Source organism: Rhodanobacter thiooxydans (assembly GCF_021545845.1).
In the GTDB taxonomy this organism is placed as follows: Bacteria; Pseudomonadota; Gammaproteobacteria; order Xanthomonadales; family Rhodanobacteraceae; genus Rhodanobacter.
Map to the genome: position 1 here is coordinate 3,119,763 of NZ_CP088923.1, position 14,639 is coordinate 3,134,401.

General features: G+C 64.7%; 13 protein-coding genes and 2 pseudogenes. 7 read left to right on the forward strand and 8 right to left on the reverse strand.

The features are described from left to right. The first annotated feature begins 31 nt into the window (after nucleotides 1–31). Together lplB and LRK53_RS14225 are read left to right on the forward strand one after the other, a co-directional pair. Nucleotides 32–322 carry a lipoate-protein ligase small subunit gene (lplB, locus tag LRK53_RS14220; protein ID WP_027494042.1) on the forward strand — a complete coding sequence of 97 codons (291 nt, stop codon included), beginning with the start codon at nucleotides 32–34 and terminating at the stop codon, nucleotides 320–322. Beyond that, nucleotides 319–1,095, forward strand: coding sequence for a lipoate--protein ligase family protein (locus LRK53_RS14225; RefSeq protein WP_027494043.1), 777 nt, complete (start codon nucleotides 319–321; stop codon nucleotides 1,093–1,095). The genes lplB and LRK53_RS14225 overlap by 4 nt, the downstream gene beginning before the upstream one ends. 27 nt (nucleotides 1,096–1,122) lie before the next feature. Here LRK53_RS14225 and LRK53_RS14230 read toward each other — a convergent pair whose 3' ends face one another. Continuing rightward, complete coding sequence (locus LRK53_RS14230; RefSeq protein WP_027494044.1) at nucleotides 1,123–1,611, reverse strand: NUDIX hydrolase; 489 nt, start codon at nucleotides 1,609–1,611, stop codon at nucleotides 1,123–1,125. A gap of 96 nt (nucleotides 1,612–1,707) precedes the next feature. Between LRK53_RS14230 and LRK53_RS14235 the strand changes: the two genes are divergently transcribed. Both LRK53_RS14235 and LRK53_RS14240 read left to right on the forward strand, forming a co-directional pair. Further along, a complete protein-coding gene (locus LRK53_RS14235; protein ID WP_051257657.1) occupies nucleotides 1,708–2,520 on the forward strand; it encodes a phosphodiester glycosidase family protein in 813 nt (270 codons plus the stop codon). Continuing rightward, nucleotides 2,517–4,943, forward strand: a complete 2,427-nt coding sequence (locus LRK53_RS14240) for a penicillin acylase family protein (RefSeq protein WP_235642337.1) — start codon at nucleotides 2,517–2,519, stop codon at nucleotides 4,941–4,943. Before LRK53_RS14235 ends, LRK53_RS14240 begins: the two co-directional genes overlap by 4 nt. Before the next feature lie 144 nt (nucleotides 4,944–5,087). Here LRK53_RS14240 and LRK53_RS14245 read toward each other — a convergent pair whose 3' ends face one another. Further along, nucleotides 5,088–5,288, reverse strand: a complete 201-nt coding sequence (locus LRK53_RS14245; protein WP_051257490.1) for an MAPEG family protein — start codon at nucleotides 5,286–5,288, stop codon at nucleotides 5,088–5,090. Between the two features lie 44 nt (nucleotides 5,289–5,332). On the opposite strand from LRK53_RS14245, the gene LRK53_RS14250 reads away from it, so the two are divergent. Together LRK53_RS14250 and LRK53_RS14255 are read left to right on the forward strand one after the other, a co-directional pair. After that, nucleotides 5,333–5,857: a winged helix-turn-helix domain-containing protein gene (locus LRK53_RS14250; protein WP_235642338.1), complete on the forward strand. Its 525-nt coding sequence runs from the start codon at nucleotides 5,333–5,335 to the stop codon at nucleotides 5,855–5,857. Continuing rightward, the gene (locus LRK53_RS14255) at nucleotides 5,817–6,398 is read left to right on the forward strand and encodes an IS630 family transposase (protein ID WP_235642640.1); all 582 of its coding nucleotides are present in this window, start codon (nucleotides 5,817–5,819) and stop codon (nucleotides 6,396–6,398) included. Before LRK53_RS14250 ends, LRK53_RS14255 begins: the two co-directional genes overlap by 41 nt. 227 nt (nucleotides 6,399–6,625) lie before the next feature. Here LRK53_RS14255 and LRK53_RS14260 read toward each other — a convergent pair whose 3' ends face one another. From LRK53_RS14260 to LRK53_RS14285, 6 genes and pseudogenes are all read right to left on the reverse strand, one after another. Beyond that, nucleotides 6,626–7,180: a carboxymuconolactone decarboxylase family protein gene (locus LRK53_RS14260; protein ID WP_027491641.1), complete on the reverse strand. Its 555-nt coding sequence runs from the start codon at nucleotides 7,178–7,180 to the stop codon at nucleotides 6,626–6,628. Further along, nucleotides 7,177–9,453, reverse strand: coding sequence for a c-type cytochrome (locus LRK53_RS14265; protein WP_027491640.1), 2,277 nt, complete (start codon nucleotides 9,451–9,453; stop codon nucleotides 7,177–7,179). The genes LRK53_RS14260 and LRK53_RS14265 overlap by 4 nt, the downstream gene beginning before the upstream one ends. A gap of 4 nt (nucleotides 9,454–9,457) precedes the next feature. Beyond that, complete coding sequence (locus tag LRK53_RS14270) at nucleotides 9,458–11,104, reverse strand: c-type cytochrome (protein WP_081666540.1); 1,647 nt, start codon at nucleotides 11,102–11,104, stop codon at nucleotides 9,458–9,460. 870 nt (nucleotides 11,105–11,974) lie between these two features. After that, nucleotides 11,975–12,649 (reverse strand): hypothetical protein, encoded by a 675-nt coding sequence (locus LRK53_RS14275; protein ID WP_185754567.1) that lies wholly within the window; start codon nucleotides 12,647–12,649, stop codon nucleotides 11,975–11,977. 75 nt (nucleotides 12,650–12,724) lie between these two features. Beyond that, nucleotides 12,725–13,189, reverse strand: coding sequence for a DUF302 domain-containing protein (locus LRK53_RS14280; RefSeq protein WP_027491638.1), 465 nt, complete (start codon nucleotides 13,187–13,189; stop codon nucleotides 12,725–12,727). A gap of 145 nt (nucleotides 13,190–13,334) precedes the next feature. Next, nucleotides 13,335–13,466, reverse strand: a pseudogene (locus LRK53_RS14285) (transposase); the annotation flags it as partial. Between the two features lies 1 nt (nucleotide 13,467). Here LRK53_RS14285 and LRK53_RS14290 point away from each other — a divergent pair. Continuing rightward, nucleotides 13,468–14,538: pseudogene (locus LRK53_RS14290) on the forward strand (penicillin acylase family protein); the annotation flags it as partial. Between the last annotated feature and the right edge of the window lie 101 nt (nucleotides 14,539–14,639).

Consider the following 14,639-nt stretch of genomic DNA (forward strand, 5'->3'; position numbering starts at 1 on the left):
AATCACCGGATCACGCAAGGGACGCATCTCGATGCACGGCGAATACAAGATGCCCGGCGGCAAGCTGGTGGTGATCGACCTTGAGCTGCGCGACGGCCGCCTTGCCGACGTGCAGCTCAGCGGCGATTTCTTCCTCGAACCGGACGCCGCGCTGGGCGCGATCAACGGCGCGCTGACAGGCCAGCCCGAGCATGCCGACGAAGCCGCGCTTGCCGCCGCCGTGCGCGAGGCGCTCGCCGCCGACGTCATGATGTACGGCATTTCCCCGCAAGCCATCGCGGTGGCCGTGCGCCGCGCCCTGCACAAGGAATCTGCCGCATGATACGTACCGACTGGCGCGACCACGACTGGCAGCTGATCCACACCGTACCGCAATCGCCCACCCTGCACATGGCGCTGGACGACGTGCTGACCCACGAGGTCGGCGCCGGTCGCCGCGCGCCCACCCTGCGCATCTGGGAATGGGCGTCGCCGGCGGTGGTGATCGGCCGCTTCCAGTCGCTGCGCAACGAGGTGGACGGCGCCGCGGCGCGGCGCCACGGCATCGAGGTGGTGCGCCGGGTCTCCGGCGGCGGCGCGATGTTCATCGAACCGGGCAACACCATCACCTACTCGATCTATGCGCCGCAGTCGCTGGTCAAGGGGCTGTCGTTCCAGGAGGCCTATGCATTCCTTGACGAATGGGTGCTCGAAGCGCTTGGCGAGCTGGGCATCAAGGCGTGGTACCAGCCGCTCAACGACATCACCTCCGAGGGCGGCAAGATCGCCGGCGCGGCCCAGGTGCACCGCGGCGGCGCGGTGCTGCACCACGTCACCATGGCCTACGACATCGACGCGGCGAAGATGCTGGACGTGCTGCGCATCGGGCGCGAAAAGCTCTCCGACAAAGGCACGCAGAGCGCCGCCAAACGCGTCGACCCGCTGCGCAGCCAGACCGGCCTGCCGCGCGAGGCGGTGATCGAACGCATGATCGCCACCTTCCGCCGTCTGCACGGCCTCACCGACGACTACCTGAGCGCCGAGGAGCTGGCCCAGGCCGAAGCGCTCGCACAAGGCAAATTCGGCAGTCCGGCGTGGCTCGCCGACGTGGCGTGATCGCGGGCGACAACTCCGACGCTTCACTCACAACCGGCTGTACGACCACGACTGCATGCGGCCATCCTTGTACGGCATCACGCCATGGAACGGGCGCGGGTCCGCGTCGAACACCAGTGGCAGGAAGTGGCGGTCGCCCTCCCACATCGGCAGTTCCATCAGGCGCACGCGCGGCACCCACTCCAGCGTGCCCTCGTGGTTGCCCTGGTACGGCTCGCCGCTGAAGCCGTCGATCAGGAAGATGAAGCCCAGCCAGTCCTCGCCCTGCTTGCCGAAACCCGGCCAGTTCAGGGTACCGCGCAGCTGCATCGATTCGCATTCGATGCCGGCCTCCTCGCGGATCTCGCGGCGCATGCAGGCGGCGATGTCCTCGCCCGGTTCCATCTTGCCGCCGAGGCCGTTGTACTTGCCCAGGTGCAGGTCGTCCGGGCGGGCGTTGCGATGGATCATCAGTACTTTGCCGCGGTCGGGCGACAGCACGTAGCCGAGCGTCGCCACTATCGGGGTATAGGGCATGGGCGGGCACCGCGAAAAAGAACCATTTTAGCGGCAGCCGTCGCGTCGTGCAGGGACGGGCTTGCACCGGCACGGCCGGGCGGCGACCATTGACGGATGCGCGCCTCCGTTTTCCCGTCCCGGCCATTTCCGCTCCGACCGTCGCGGCGTGTGCTGCTGTCCCTGCTGCTTGCCGGCGTGTGCGGCTGTACCACGGGCGCGTCGGCGCTGGACAGCCGCGAGCTGGCGTTCGAAGGCCAGAACTACCGCGTGGTGCACATCAACCTGAAGCGCGAGCAGCTGAGTCTGCACTGGCGCGAGTCCGCCAGCGGCCAGCCGTTCGGCAGCATCGAGGCGCTGCGCCAGTGGGGCGAGCAGCGTGGCCGGCGGCTGCTGTTTGCGGCAAACGCGGGCATCTACGACCACAAGTTTGCGCCGCTGGGCCTGCACGTGGAGAACGGCAGGACCGTGGTGCCGCTGAACCTGGCGCACGGCAACCCCGCCTCCGGCAATTTCTCACTGCTGCCGAACGGCGTGTTCGTGGTGTACCCGGACGGCGATGCCGCGGTGCGCACCAGCACCGCGTTCAAGGCCGACAGCAGGAGCGCGCAGTGGGCGACCCAGTCCGGGCCGATGCTGCTGATCGACGGCAAGCTCAATGACCAGTTCCTCGACGACTCGTCCAGCCTGAAATGGCGCAGCGGCGTCTGCGCGAAAACCCCCACCGAGGTGGTATTTGCCGTGAGCGAGACCCCCGTGAACTTCCACGCGTTTGGACGGCTGTTCCGCGACAAGCTGGGCTGCCGCGACGCGCTGTACCTGGACGGCAGCATCTCGCAGCTGTACGTCGACGGCAAAGGCTACGCCGGGGCGCCGGCGTTCATGGTCAAGCCATACGCGGGCATCTTCGCGGTGTTTGCCAAGCCATGACGACAACCTCAAGGAGGAAATCCCGCTGGCGCATCCTGCGTGCCCTGTCGCTGGCCTTGCTGGCGCTGCTGGCGATTGCCTTCGTCGTGCTGTGGTGGCTGCTCGCCGGCAGCCGTGCGCAGCTTGACGGCACGCGCCAGGCCGCTGGCCTGACAGCGCCGGTCAGCCTCGACCGCGACGCGCTGGGCACGGTCACCCTCGCGGGGAAAAGCCGCGCCGACCTCAGCTACGCGCTGGGCTACGTGCATGCGCAGGAGCGCTTCTTCGCGATGGACCTGATGCGTCGCGTGAGCGCCGGCGAGTTGTCCGCGCTGGTCGGGCCGGCCGCGCTGAAGGCCGATCTTGACCATCGCCGCCATCGCCTGCGCGCCGTGGCCGCGGCCGTCTACGCGCAATTGCCGCCCACGGAGCAGCACCAGCTGGATCGTTACCGCGACGGCGTCAACGCCGGCCTGGCCGACCTGCGTGTGCGGCCGTGGGAATACCTGCTGCTGGGCAGTCGGCCGCAGCCGTGGCGTTCGGAAGACAGCATGCTGTTGATCGCCGCGATGTACCTGGACTTGAACAGCGACGGCCGCAACGAACGCGAACTGCGCATGGCGCAGATGCGCGCGGTGCTGCCCGGCGCACTGGTGGATTTCCTGCTGGCGCCCGACCCTGACTGGGAGGCACCGCTGAGCGGACAGCTGTCGCACCCGCTGGTGGTTCCGGACGCTGACGTGTTCGACCTGCATCGGCTGCCGACCGCTACGGCCTCGACCAGCCTGGCCGCCGCGCTGGCGCCGGCACTGGATGCGCCACGCGCCGGCAGCAACAACTTCGCCGTGACCGGTACGCTCACCGGCAACGGCGCAGCGATGCTGGCGAACGACATGCACCTGGGCCTGCGCGTGCCGAACATCTGGTTCCGCACCCGCCTGCGTTATCCCGATCCCACCGCACCGGGCAGCCAGCGTGACGTCAACGGCGTCAGCCTGCCAGGCACGCCGGCGATCATTGTCGGCTCCAACGGCCAGATCGCCTGGGGCTTCACCAACAGCTACGGCGACTGGCAGGACTGGGTACGCGTGTTGCGCGATCCGGCCGATGCTTCCCGCTACAAGGTGCCTGATGGCTGGGCCCGCGTCGAAAGCCACGACGAGCACATCCAGGTCAAGGGCCAGCCCGACACCATCCTCAAGGTCGAGGACACCCGCTGGGGTCCGATCATGGGCGCCGACACCGACGGCACGCCACTGGCGCTGGCCTGGGTCGGCGGCCGCACGCACGGCTACAACCTCGAGCTGATGCAGCTGGAGCGCGCGCCCGACGTGGCCGCGGCACTCGAGCTGGCGCCGCGGCTCGGCATACCGCCGCAGAACCTGCTGGTGGCCGATCGCGCCGGCCACATCGGCTGGACCATCGTCGGCAACAGCATCCCGCTGCGCGCCGGCATCGATCCGCGACTGCCGTCGGACTGGTCCAGGCCCGGCAGCGGCTGGCAGGGCTGGGCCACGCCGGCGCAGTACCCGCGCATCGAGAACCCCGCCGACGGCCGGTTGTGGACGGCGAACAACCGCACCGTCGACGGCGAGGCGCTGGCCCTGCTCGGCAACGGCGGCCATGACCTCGGCGCCCGCACCCAGCAGATTCGCGACGACCTGCGTGCCCGCGCCAGCTTCACCCCCGGCACCCTGCTCGACATCCAGCTCGACGACCGTGCGCTGTTCCTCGCCCGCTGGCAGCGCCTGCTGCAGGACACCCTGGCCGACAGCCGCGACCCTTCACTGCAGCCGCTGCGCCGACTCACCGCCACATGGCACGGCCGGGCCGCCGTCGACAGCGTCGATTACCGCCTGGTACGCGCCTTCCGCAACCAGGTCGGCGAAGCGGTGCTGGCGCCGTTCGCCGCCCGGGTGCAGCAGCGCTACGCGGATTTCAGCTGGCCCCGCGAGACCAGCGCCGAGGCGGCGGTGTGGGCCCTGGTCCATCAGCAGCCGGCGGCATGGCTCGATCCGAAATATCCGGATTGGCATGCCCTGCTCATCGACGCGGCGAAGCAGGTGGCGGACGAACTCGGCCGGCAACCCGGCGGTCTCGCTGCGCGCAGCTGGGGCGAACAAAACCGCACCGGCATCCGCCACCCGTTGTCCGCCGCGTTGCCATCGTGGCTGGGCCACTTCATCGACATGCCCGACCAGCCGATCTCCGGCGACAACAACATGCCGCACGTCGCCGCGCCCGGCTTCGGTGCCTCCGAGCACCTGGTCGTGGCTCCCGGCCAGGAGGCCCGCGGCATCCTCAACATGCCCGGCGGCCAGAGCGACCACCCACTGTCACCGTATTTCGGCGCGGGCCACGCGGACTGGGTCGAGGGAAGGCCCACGCCACTGCTGCCAGGGCCGGAGCAGCACCGCCTGATCCTGGTGCCGATGCGCCCCTGATCCGCACGCAGGTCTGGAACCCGCCGCCGCAAGCGCATCGACATGCGTTCGCCCACAACACCTTCGTTTTGGCCGGGAGAGCCACTGCGTCTCCGAACAGCGCGGCAAGCAGCAGCACAATACCGACCAGACTTGTTGTCCACATCATCGTGCGCAGGTAGGGATGCCTGCCGCATAGGCCGGAACATAGGCCAGCCATGCCAAGAGGTAGAGTTGGGCGCTCAGCGCGGTCATGCCATCGTGGTGCTGCAGCGCATAACCGACCAACACGACCGCGGCGAACAGCGGAAAGGTTTTCAGGAGATTGCCCGCTGGCGCGATCGAATCATACCAACTTGCGTTCAATAAACTAGATATACTCTTGCCATCGCCTGGAAGGGAGATGGCAAGTGAAGACACTGATCGGCAACGACAAGGCCACGGTGAAGCGACTGGCGGAGCGACTGAAGCAAGCCGGATCGCATCGCGAGTACCAGCGAATCCAGTGCGTGCTGCTACGGGCCACACTGGGGAGCTCGGCGCAGGAGATTGCCCAGATCCTGGGATGGTCGGCGTCGACCGTCCATACGATCCATTCGCGCTGGGCCAAGGAAGGTGAGGCGATCTTCGCGCTGAACGAGCGTGGCGGCCGCCATCATCAGTACTTGAGCGAGGAAGAGGAGAAGGCACTGCTGGAGCCGTTTGTGCGACAGGCCGAGATGGGTGGGATGTTGCGTGCCTTGGACATCCGGCAGGCATATGCGGCACGGGTCGGCAAACCGGTGGCGCTGTCGACGATCTATCGCCTGTTGGAGCGGCATGGTTGGCGCAAGGTGATTCCACGGCCCCGCCACCCGAAGGCAGACGTTTCGGCCCAAGCGGCATATAAAAAAACTGCGGCGCTGCGTTCGCGCCGAGGTCGCGCGTCAGGCTAGGTGCGGTCGCCCGGTTCGCTTGATGTTCCAGGACGAGGGGCGGTTTGGCCTGCTCGGCTCGCCACGGCGATGTTGGGCGCCCTCACCGACACGTCCTGTCGTGGGGGCGCGGCTGGAACGTCAATACATCTACGCCTTCGCCGCCGTGAGTCCTCACGACGGCGTCCTCGACAGTCTCATCTTGCCGTGGGTCAATGCCGAGGCCATGTCCCTGTTCCTGGCCGAAGTGGCCGGTCGCCATCCTGGCGAGTTCATTCTCATGGTCATGGATCAAGCCGGCTGGCATCAGGCAAACGCCCTGGTCGTTCCCGACTCCATGCGCCTGGTGTTCCTTCCCCCCTATAGCCCCGAGCTCAACCCAGCCGAGCATCTCTGGAAGGCCTTGCGCGAGCAAGACTTCGGCAACGAGGTCTTCAAGAACCTCGATGCCGTCGAAACGACCCTAGCCGGCGGATTGCGCGCACTGGAAGTCGATCACGACCAAACCCAGTCTTTGACCGGCTTCAAGTGGATAACTTCTATATCATTGAACGCAAATTAGTATCACACGCTGATCTTGCCGAGCGGTTTCGATCCTACGTCCCGCGGACCGGCAGCCCAGCCCTCGCTAACCGATCGCGCCGATGGCGGCAACCGCAATCTGCGCCAGCCCCAGCACGACACTCCAGACCAGCATCCGCAACTCGATACTCATCGTGCTTTCCCTTGTTGTGGTGGAGGGATGATGAAGCCGCGCATTCGTCCGTGCCGGGAGTACTCGCCGCGCGGCTATTGCCCGGGCGGCGGCAGCTGGCAGAACCCCTGGGCCGGCACGTCGAGGGCGCTGTTGAATTTGCTCGACATGTTCTGGAAGGCGATCAGCCCGGTCAGTTCCACGAGAGCGTCGTCGTCGAAATGTTTCGACAGCCGCGCCACCAGCTCGTCCGTCACCTGGCGGTCGCTGCAAGTCATCGCTTCGGCGTATTCCAGCGCTGCCGCCTCGACGTCGTCGTACAGGTCGCTATGGCGCCAATCGGCCAATGCCAGCACTTTCTCCATCGAGCCGGTGCGCTTGGCGAGCGTCGCGGAATTGACATCCACGCAGAAACGGCACCAATTGATCTGCGACACCCGCACGGTCACCAGCGAACGCAGTGCCGGACTCAGCGGCGACCGCTTCCTGTCCAGCACGCCGTACAGGAGCGCGACCGCCATGAACATCCGCGGAGACCTGCCCCAGAGCAGCCCCGGCTTCAGCACCTGCCCGTATTTCCTCTTCTGCTTCCAGAAGAACAGGCCCAGAATCCAGGGGTATTGCCGCAGCGGCTTCTCCGGGACTCTCATTTGGCCACCGCCTGCTTGTCGGGTTCGGCTCCGTGCAGTCCGCGGATGTAGTCCACCACCCTGCCGATCTCGTCGGCGGTGAGCACGCCGCCCCACGTCGGCATGCCGACACCGACGCGACCGTCGGTCACCGTCCGGATGACGCCGTCGCGGCCGGTAAGCTGCACGAACGAGTTGTCGATCAGCGTCGGCCCTTCGGTGCCGACGCCGCCCTTGCCGTGGCAGACCTCGCAGTTGGCGGCAAAAATCTGCTCGCCGGTGACCGGATGCGGACGCGCCGGCGCGGCGACCGGGTGTTGCGCCGGCTGGCCCAGATCGAAGGCGACCTTCGACGCAAAGACCGAGTCGATCCCGCTGGTGCCGACGAACGGGATACCGTCGCCGTCGCTGTCCGTGTCGCCAGTGCGCACCTGCCTGATGTCCTCGCCGGTGTAGAGGTCCTCGGCCTGCTGCAGGCCGCTGGAATCCACGGCCTGGACGAAAAACTTCTTGAAACGGTCGAGCAAATGCATGTCGCGGTCGACCAGCACCAGCTCGCGCAGCGCGCCGAGCGTGGCCGCCACGTCCACCGGCGTGTAGACCACCTGATCCGATTCCGGCGTATTGCGGTACAGCCAGGCCGATTTGTCCCAGAATTTGCTGTTCCAGTTCGCGCTGGCCCGATGCGCCGCATCCAGATAGCGTTTGTCGCCCAGTGCGTGGTATGCCACCAGCATGGCGCGGATGCCGAAGGCCTGGCTGGTGCTGTCCGGTTCACCCGACGGCCTGGCGCCGGGAACCTGGTACTCGGAAACGAAGGAACCGTCCGCCGCCTGGGCGCCGAGCAGAAAATCGGCCTGCTGCTGCAGCAACTGTTTGGCATCCTGCTCCCGGGCCGGTTCCAGGTCCATGTTTCGCCCGAAGTCGTCGAGCGCCACCATGGCCAGGGCCAGATCCGAAATCCTGACGCTGTGGCCGGGGCCCTTGCCGGGCTGCCAGGACGACACCAGTACGCCGTCGACCCGATGCATCGCCTTCATGTTGTCGAGCACGACATTGGCCATGTCCTGCGCCAGCAGCGCATATTTCTGCGGCAGGATGCTGCCGTCGTAAGGGGTCTGGTACCCGAATACGTTGTTCCAGTTGTCGCGCTTGCGAGGGTTGGAAAAGTCGAAGTATTCCGAGGTCGCCCATAGCCAGGACGCCTGGTCCCACAGCTGGCTGGAAACGTCCTTCGTCGAGAAATCGTACTGGCGCACCGGAAGGTCGCCGATGTAGGTCAGGGTCGGATGGATCTCGTGCGGAATGTAGCGCAGGCCCGCGTCGGGGTGGTAGCTACGCGGATCGATGCCGACCAGCTTCAGCGTGTGGAACGTCGGCGGCAGATGGGATTCGCGGTGCGAAGGATCGACGAACAGTGCCGCCTTGGTCATCATCATGGTGGAGAGGGAAGCCAGGGCAAGCATGCCGCCGCGGAACCCGTCCTCGGCATTGTTGCCAAGGAACACCTCGCCGGGGAAATCGATGTCGGTATGGTTGCGGCGCAGGAAGAACTTGGACCACAGCACCTTTTTAAGCATGGCCTGGCCGACACCGCCCATATCGATGTTGTGGTCCATGCTGTCGTTGGACCAGCGCAGCGATTCGAAATCGTCGAGGTAGGTTGGACGTCCGTACTTGTCTATCTTGGTATTCACGGGCATCACAAATTTCGGATCGCCCGACTTGAACTCGAGCATGGTCGGCACCGCGTTGTCGAACTGGTACGGCATGCCGGAGCGCTTCAGAAAGGATCCGACCACATCCGACAGCATCACCTGCTTGTTGGACTCCACCAGCTCGCCGCGATCGCGGCCGAACCGGTTGAGACGGGTTTGCGACTTCGCCAGCAGATCGATGTACGGACCGTTGACCAAGCCGATGCCCAGGCGGGCGCGGATCGTGGGTCCGACCAGGTTGTAGCGCGAGTACCAGTACGCCTCGATATTGGCGATGTACGCAAACTGGCGGTCATGGGCGATCGGCAGCTTGCGTTCACCGGCGCGCAGGAAGAATTCCGTGCCCGACAGGTACATCTCGTTGGCGAGATATTCGCCTTCATTGGTGTTGAAGCGGCGGTCGAGTACATGGCCCCTCATGCCGCTCTTCAGGCTGGACAGATCCAGCTGGGGATTGGCCTGCACCACGCGCACGCGGCGGCCATCGGGCCAGGTCACGTAATCGAAAGCCACAGCGGCGGACACACATCCCGCCAGCAGGGCCGAAGCAATCAGGAAACGAAGATCGAGGCGCATGGAATTACTCCCCTCCCCGGTAAAGACCCGAGGCGAATGTATAGGTGAACGAGGCGTTGATCACGTACGGCGGCGACGGTCCCAGACTGGGCTTGGCGACGCGCACCAGTGCCCCCAGGGATACCTTGAACAGGGGGTTGGGAATCACCACGACGCTGGCGGACACGAACTGGGTGGTGCCGCCGGAGAACGACGGACGGTCGATGATCTTGAAGCCGACCGGGGCCGGGCTCGGAAGGCCCGGCATCGGCGGAATCATGCTGGGCGGAATCGGCATGCCGCCGGACAGCGGCCCGGTCGTCGCCATGGGATTGATCGGCTGGAAGAGCTTGCCGTCGTAGGAATCCGTCTGCTGGTGAAACCCGAGGTAGGTCAGGTCGAGCGAGACGTTGTCGTGCCAGATCGGCTTGACGAACGTGACGAACCAGCGCACGACGTCACCCGGATCGACACCGTCGGCCTTCGGCCTGATTTCGTACAGCGAGCCGACGTGCAGCGCGCCGCGACCGAAGAAGCTGCTGCCTTCCAGCTGGCGGCTCGCGAACACCCCCAGGTAGCCGCCGAGCGTGCCCAGACCGGGCTGTAGCGGCGCTGGCAGGCGGCCGTCGTTCGAGAACCGCCGGAAGATGCCGTCGCCGATCGTGCTCATGTCCGGGTTTCCGTTGCCGTCGATGGCCGGGAACGGAAAGATCATCTTCATGCCCATCAGCGATGCGGTGGTGCCGGGGTCGAACTTTTCCTTGTTGGATCCGGTCGGGAACCGCAGACCGGCGACGCCGGCGATGCCGACCGGGAAATTGCCCTGGTCGACGAACTTCTTTTTCAGGAACACGCTCAAGTCACCGACCGCCGAGGTGCTGCCCTGTGGAAACGCCGAGATCATGTTGATGAACTGCGGGTTGAGCTCCGCCTGCATCCGCGAACTCTGGATCGGCAGGTTGAAGCGCAGGGTCATGTTGTGGTCCAGTCCGAGGACCAGGTCCAGGTCCGTGAACTGGCGATTGAGGTGAAAACTGTTGAAGTGCCCCTGGATGTCCAGCTGGCCGGCGACGTCGCTCGCGTCCAGCGCGCCCACTTGGCGGTAGCCCAGTTGGACGCGCAACGCGCCAGGCGGAAGCACGAAGGCGGATTCGGTCACCGCCGGTTCGTAGACCGGCGGAATGAAGCTCTGGATCTGATCCTGGATATTGCCCCGTTGCACCTTCACATACGACTCGTGCACGCCGAGATCCAGATAATTGTTCTCGGGCGACTTGGGGTCGAGATCCGGAGGATTACTCTTGACCTCGCCCGTCGAGGTCATGACGACCGGCCGCGCCGGGCGCACGCCGGAGTTCAGTGACGTTAGGTAGAACGTCAGCTGCGCGCGCTCGTCGTCGGTCAAGTGCAGATTCGGCATGTTAGTGTCGGGCTTGACCGCCGGCGGATCCTTCAGCCACTTGTAGATCCACTCTGCCGACAGGCGGTCGCCGACGTTGTCCAGGATCGGCCCCACGTGACCGCCCTGACCGCCGATCGTGTGGCAGCCGGAGCAGCCCTTGCTCTGGAACAACCTGGCTCCCGGCTGCTCCTGTCCAGCCAGCACCCCGGCAGGATGGAGCAATGCGAACAGGAGGCTGGCTATAACAAAACGACGATTGAAGAGATGCATGGTCCGTTCTCCACACCGCGTCCTTTCACTTGCAGATGAAAGTATCGTCGGCGCTAGCTGTAAAAGAAAATCCTAGGAGATGCGACGGATAATCCGCCATACCTTTCGCTATTGGATGTGCTGTCCTGCTGGTGCGCCGAAATCATCAATGGAACGTAGGTAATTAATCTTGATCCGGGTCAAATAGACGTCCACAAATTATATTTCTGCGATAATCTATCTCATTCCTGAATCCAGGGTACTCCGGCAAGCAATTCAATATCGCCAAAGCAGATGACCGAGGTGAAAGATGGGCAAACACAAAGTTCATGCAGCAGGCATTTCTCTAGTACCCAAAGAATTGAAAAATCTTCGTGGAAGCTTATGCAATAGCCATGCTACCCGCGAACAAAAAATAGCGACGCAGGCATTTCGCACTGCGTCGCGTGCCCAATGTCTATGGCGAAATTAAACCCGATCCGCGACGCGCCCTTTGAGAAGTTTTGATTTCACATGGATAGAAAATCAGGTATGCGTGCAAGTCTGGCCTTTCGTTCCATACTTGCCATCAAGGCAAAAAGGGGTAGCAATACAATAATTTTTTGTCAGGCAAGTGCCCTCGCAAAGCCGGGTGCTTTAGTTGTGTGAGCCGCTCAAAGCGGCTGAATCGGGATCGCTAACGCGATCCCACAGTGCGACGACGGCATTTGGGTATGAACATCACGTGGTACAGGCATTCCCATTGCGTGTGATTTAAGCTCTCATACTCGTCCATCGGGACTGTGTGCTTGGCGGATCAGCGGCTCACGGACGGAGTTTCCCCGGTGGACTCCCGCATGCGTCAAACTTCTACGGCCTCCCCGGCAGAGCCGGGGGGACTCCCTTGCTGGTCTAGAACAGATCCAGCAGGAAGTGTCGCGGCGCATGCTTGGAGCGTTGCGTGATCCAACCGACCATCGCCCCATAGACGATATGGGCCAGATAGACGGTCGCGGGAAAACGCACCGGAGCGAAATCATGACCGAAGACCCCAGCGCCAATGATGTCCATCACGGGGCTCAGCATGAAAGCGGTGGCGATGCCCATGGCATACAAGACGCCTACCCACCAACGCTGGTGGCCGAACACCGCGATGTAGATGAACGCGAAACCAATGCCGTTCCAGACATGATCACCCCACTCAATCAGGTTCGACCAGAGATCGGGGCCACTCATGAACTGATCGGTCAGCTGCACGCCGATCAGCATGGGCAACGAACCGGGCATGGCCTCGAACACCCTGAAACCGATCGAGCGCACCACTTCCATCACCAATGTGCCAAGCACACCGGCAAGCAGCGCCAGCAGGCCCGCGGAGGTCAAGCGGCGCCAGCGCATGGCGAAAGCGAGCACTACGAAAAACACCCAGGCCACCAATCCCGGCAATATGGCGACTTCGCCAAGGCGGTGCATCGTGATGATTCCGCTTGCCGAAATGGTGAATGCCAGCGGTGACACCGATGCCGCAGCCAGTGCCAGCAAGGTGGCAAGAAGTTCTCCCAGCGACATCCTCGCAAAAAGCTGCATGACTGCTACCTCCTCGTGATTGCGCAAGGCGCAGATAAAGACGAGCGGATGCCAGGCATCCGCCCGCGGCTCGGGTTACTTCGCAGCCTGGTTCGCCACCATGTCCAGCTTCTTGTCGAGCATGCCGCCCATCATCTCGAAGCCGGGAGAAATTGCACTGAGCTGGACCGACGGCTTGAAGTAGCCGATGTAGGTGTTGCCCTTGTCGGACCACACGTATACGCGGGCCGGCAGCACGGCACCGGCTGCCGGACTCATGCCGAACGCCTGCTTGCCCATCTGCGGATTGCCGACCAGGAAAGTCTGGGCACCCTCAAGCTTGAGGCCTGTCATCGACATCACCTTGGCCTGATCGATATGGCCCATCACCATCATTTGATTGCTAGCCACCGCTTTTTGCAGGGCACTTACCGTGGCGCTGAAGTTCTGGTGCGACGCCACCTGGACGAAGGACGGCGTGCCCTGCGCCGATACGACAGTCGCACAGGCGAGCGCCGCTACGGCCACGGCGGAAAGGATGGAACTCTTATTGATGCGCATGACTTTTTCCCTCTCTCGTGATGAAAAGAACGGATGGATCGCCTCCGCGGCCCATCCGTCATAGAGAGGTGTCGAGTGCGCAAATGAATTCAACGATTGACTGTGGCAATTTGTCGCACGATCGAAGGCGATGAAAGAGGCCGCCGGGGAACGCGCCGCGATGTTTGGTGAGTCCGCGCAGACCGTAGTTCACTGACTCGACAGCGTTGGTGGTGTAGATCACCTTGCGGATCTCCGGCGGGTAGTTGAAGAACAGAACCGGACGCGGCCAGTTGCGCCCGCAGAACCTGCTGGTGGCCGATCGCGCCGGTCACATCGGCTGGACCATCGTCGGCAACAGCATCCCGCTGCGCGCCGGCATCGATCCGCGACTGCCGTCGGACTGGTCCAGGCCCGGCAGCGGCTGGCAGGGCTGGGCCACGCCGGCGCAGTACCCGCGCATCGAGAACCCCGCCGACGGCCGGTTGTGGACGGCGAACAACCGCACCGTCGACGGCGAGGCGCTGGCCCTGCTCGGCAACGGCGGCCATGACCTCGGCGCCCGCGCCCAGCAGATCCGCGACGACCTGCGTGCCCGCGCCAGCTTCACCCCCGGCACCCTGCTCGACATCCAGCTCGACGACCGTGCGCTGTTCCTCGCCCGCTGGCAGCGCCTGCTGCAGGACACCCTGGCCGACAGCCGCGACCCTTCACTGCAGCCGCTGCGCCAACTCACCGCCACATGGCACGGCCGGGCCGCCGTCGACAGCGTCGATTACCGCCTGGTACGCGCCTTCCGCAACCAGGTCGGCGAAGCGGTGCTGGCGCCGTTCGCCGCCCGGGTGCAGCAGCGCTACGCGGATTTCAGCTGGCCCCGCGAGACCAGCGCCGAGGCGGCGGTGTGGGCCCTGGTCCATCAGCAGCCGGCGGCATGGCTCGATCCGAAATATCCGGATTGGCATGCCCTGCTCATCGACGCGGCGAAGCAGGTGGCGGACGAACTCGGCCGGCAACCCGGCGGTCTCGCTGCGCGCAGCTGGGGCGAACAAAACCGCACCGGCATCCGCCACCCGTTGTCCGCCGCGTTGCCATCGTGGCTGGGCCACTTCATCGACATGCCCGACCAGCCGATCTCCGGCGACAACAACATACCGCACGTCGCCGCGCCCGGCTTCGGTGCCTCCGAGCACCTGGTCGTGGCTCCCGGCCAGGAGGCCCGCGCCATCCTCAACATACCCGGCGGCCAGAGCGACCACCCGCTGTCACCGTCTTTCGGCGCGGGCCACGCGGACTGGGTCGAGGGAAGGCCCACGCCGCTGCTGCCGGGACTGCCGCAGCACACGCTGGTGCTGCAACCGGCCGCACGCTGACGCGCCGACCGGCGTCGACCGATCGGCCGTCCATGCGGCATTCGACCGCACAAATCGCCGCCGGCGCAGCTGATCGAAATCAAAAGCACCGCCCTGATGGG

Excerpts from the sequence above, each read along its gene's own strand:
- lplB (WP_027494042.1), top strand. The coding sequence starts at position 32 with ATGCACGGCGAATACAAGATGCCCGGCGGCAAGCTGGTGGTGATCGAC.
- LRK53_RS14225 (WP_027494043.1), top strand. The coding sequence starts at position 319 with ATGATACGTACCGACTGGCGCGACCACGACTGGCAGCTGATCCACACC.
- LRK53_RS14230 (WP_027494044.1), bottom strand. The coding sequence starts at position 1,611 with ATGCCCTATACCCCGATAGTGGCGACGCTCGGCTACGTGCTGTCGCCC.
- LRK53_RS14235 (WP_051257657.1), top strand. The coding sequence starts at position 1,708 with ATGCGCGCCTCCGTTTTCCCGTCCCGGCCATTTCCGCTCCGACCGTCG.
- LRK53_RS14240 (WP_235642337.1), top strand. The coding sequence starts at position 2,517 with ATGACGACAACCTCAAGGAGGAAATCCCGCTGGCGCATCCTGCGTGCC.
- LRK53_RS14260 (WP_027491641.1), bottom strand. The coding sequence starts at position 7,180 with ATGAGAGTCCCGGAGAAGCCGCTGCGGCAATACCCCTGGATTCTGGGC.
- LRK53_RS14265 (WP_027491640.1), bottom strand. The coding sequence starts at position 9,453 with ATGCGCCTCGATCTTCGTTTCCTGATTGCTTCGGCCCTGCTGGCGGGA.
- LRK53_RS14270 (WP_081666540.1), bottom strand. The coding sequence starts at position 11,104 with ATGCATCTCTTCAATCGTCGTTTTGTTATAGCCAGCCTCCTGTTCGCA.
- LRK53_RS14275 (WP_185754567.1), bottom strand. The coding sequence starts at position 12,649 with ATGCAGCTTTTTGCGAGGATGTCGCTGGGAGAACTTCTTGCCACCTTG.
- LRK53_RS14280 (WP_027491638.1), bottom strand. The coding sequence starts at position 13,189 with ATGCGCATCAATAAGAGTTCCATCCTTTCCGCCGTGGCCGTAGCGGCG.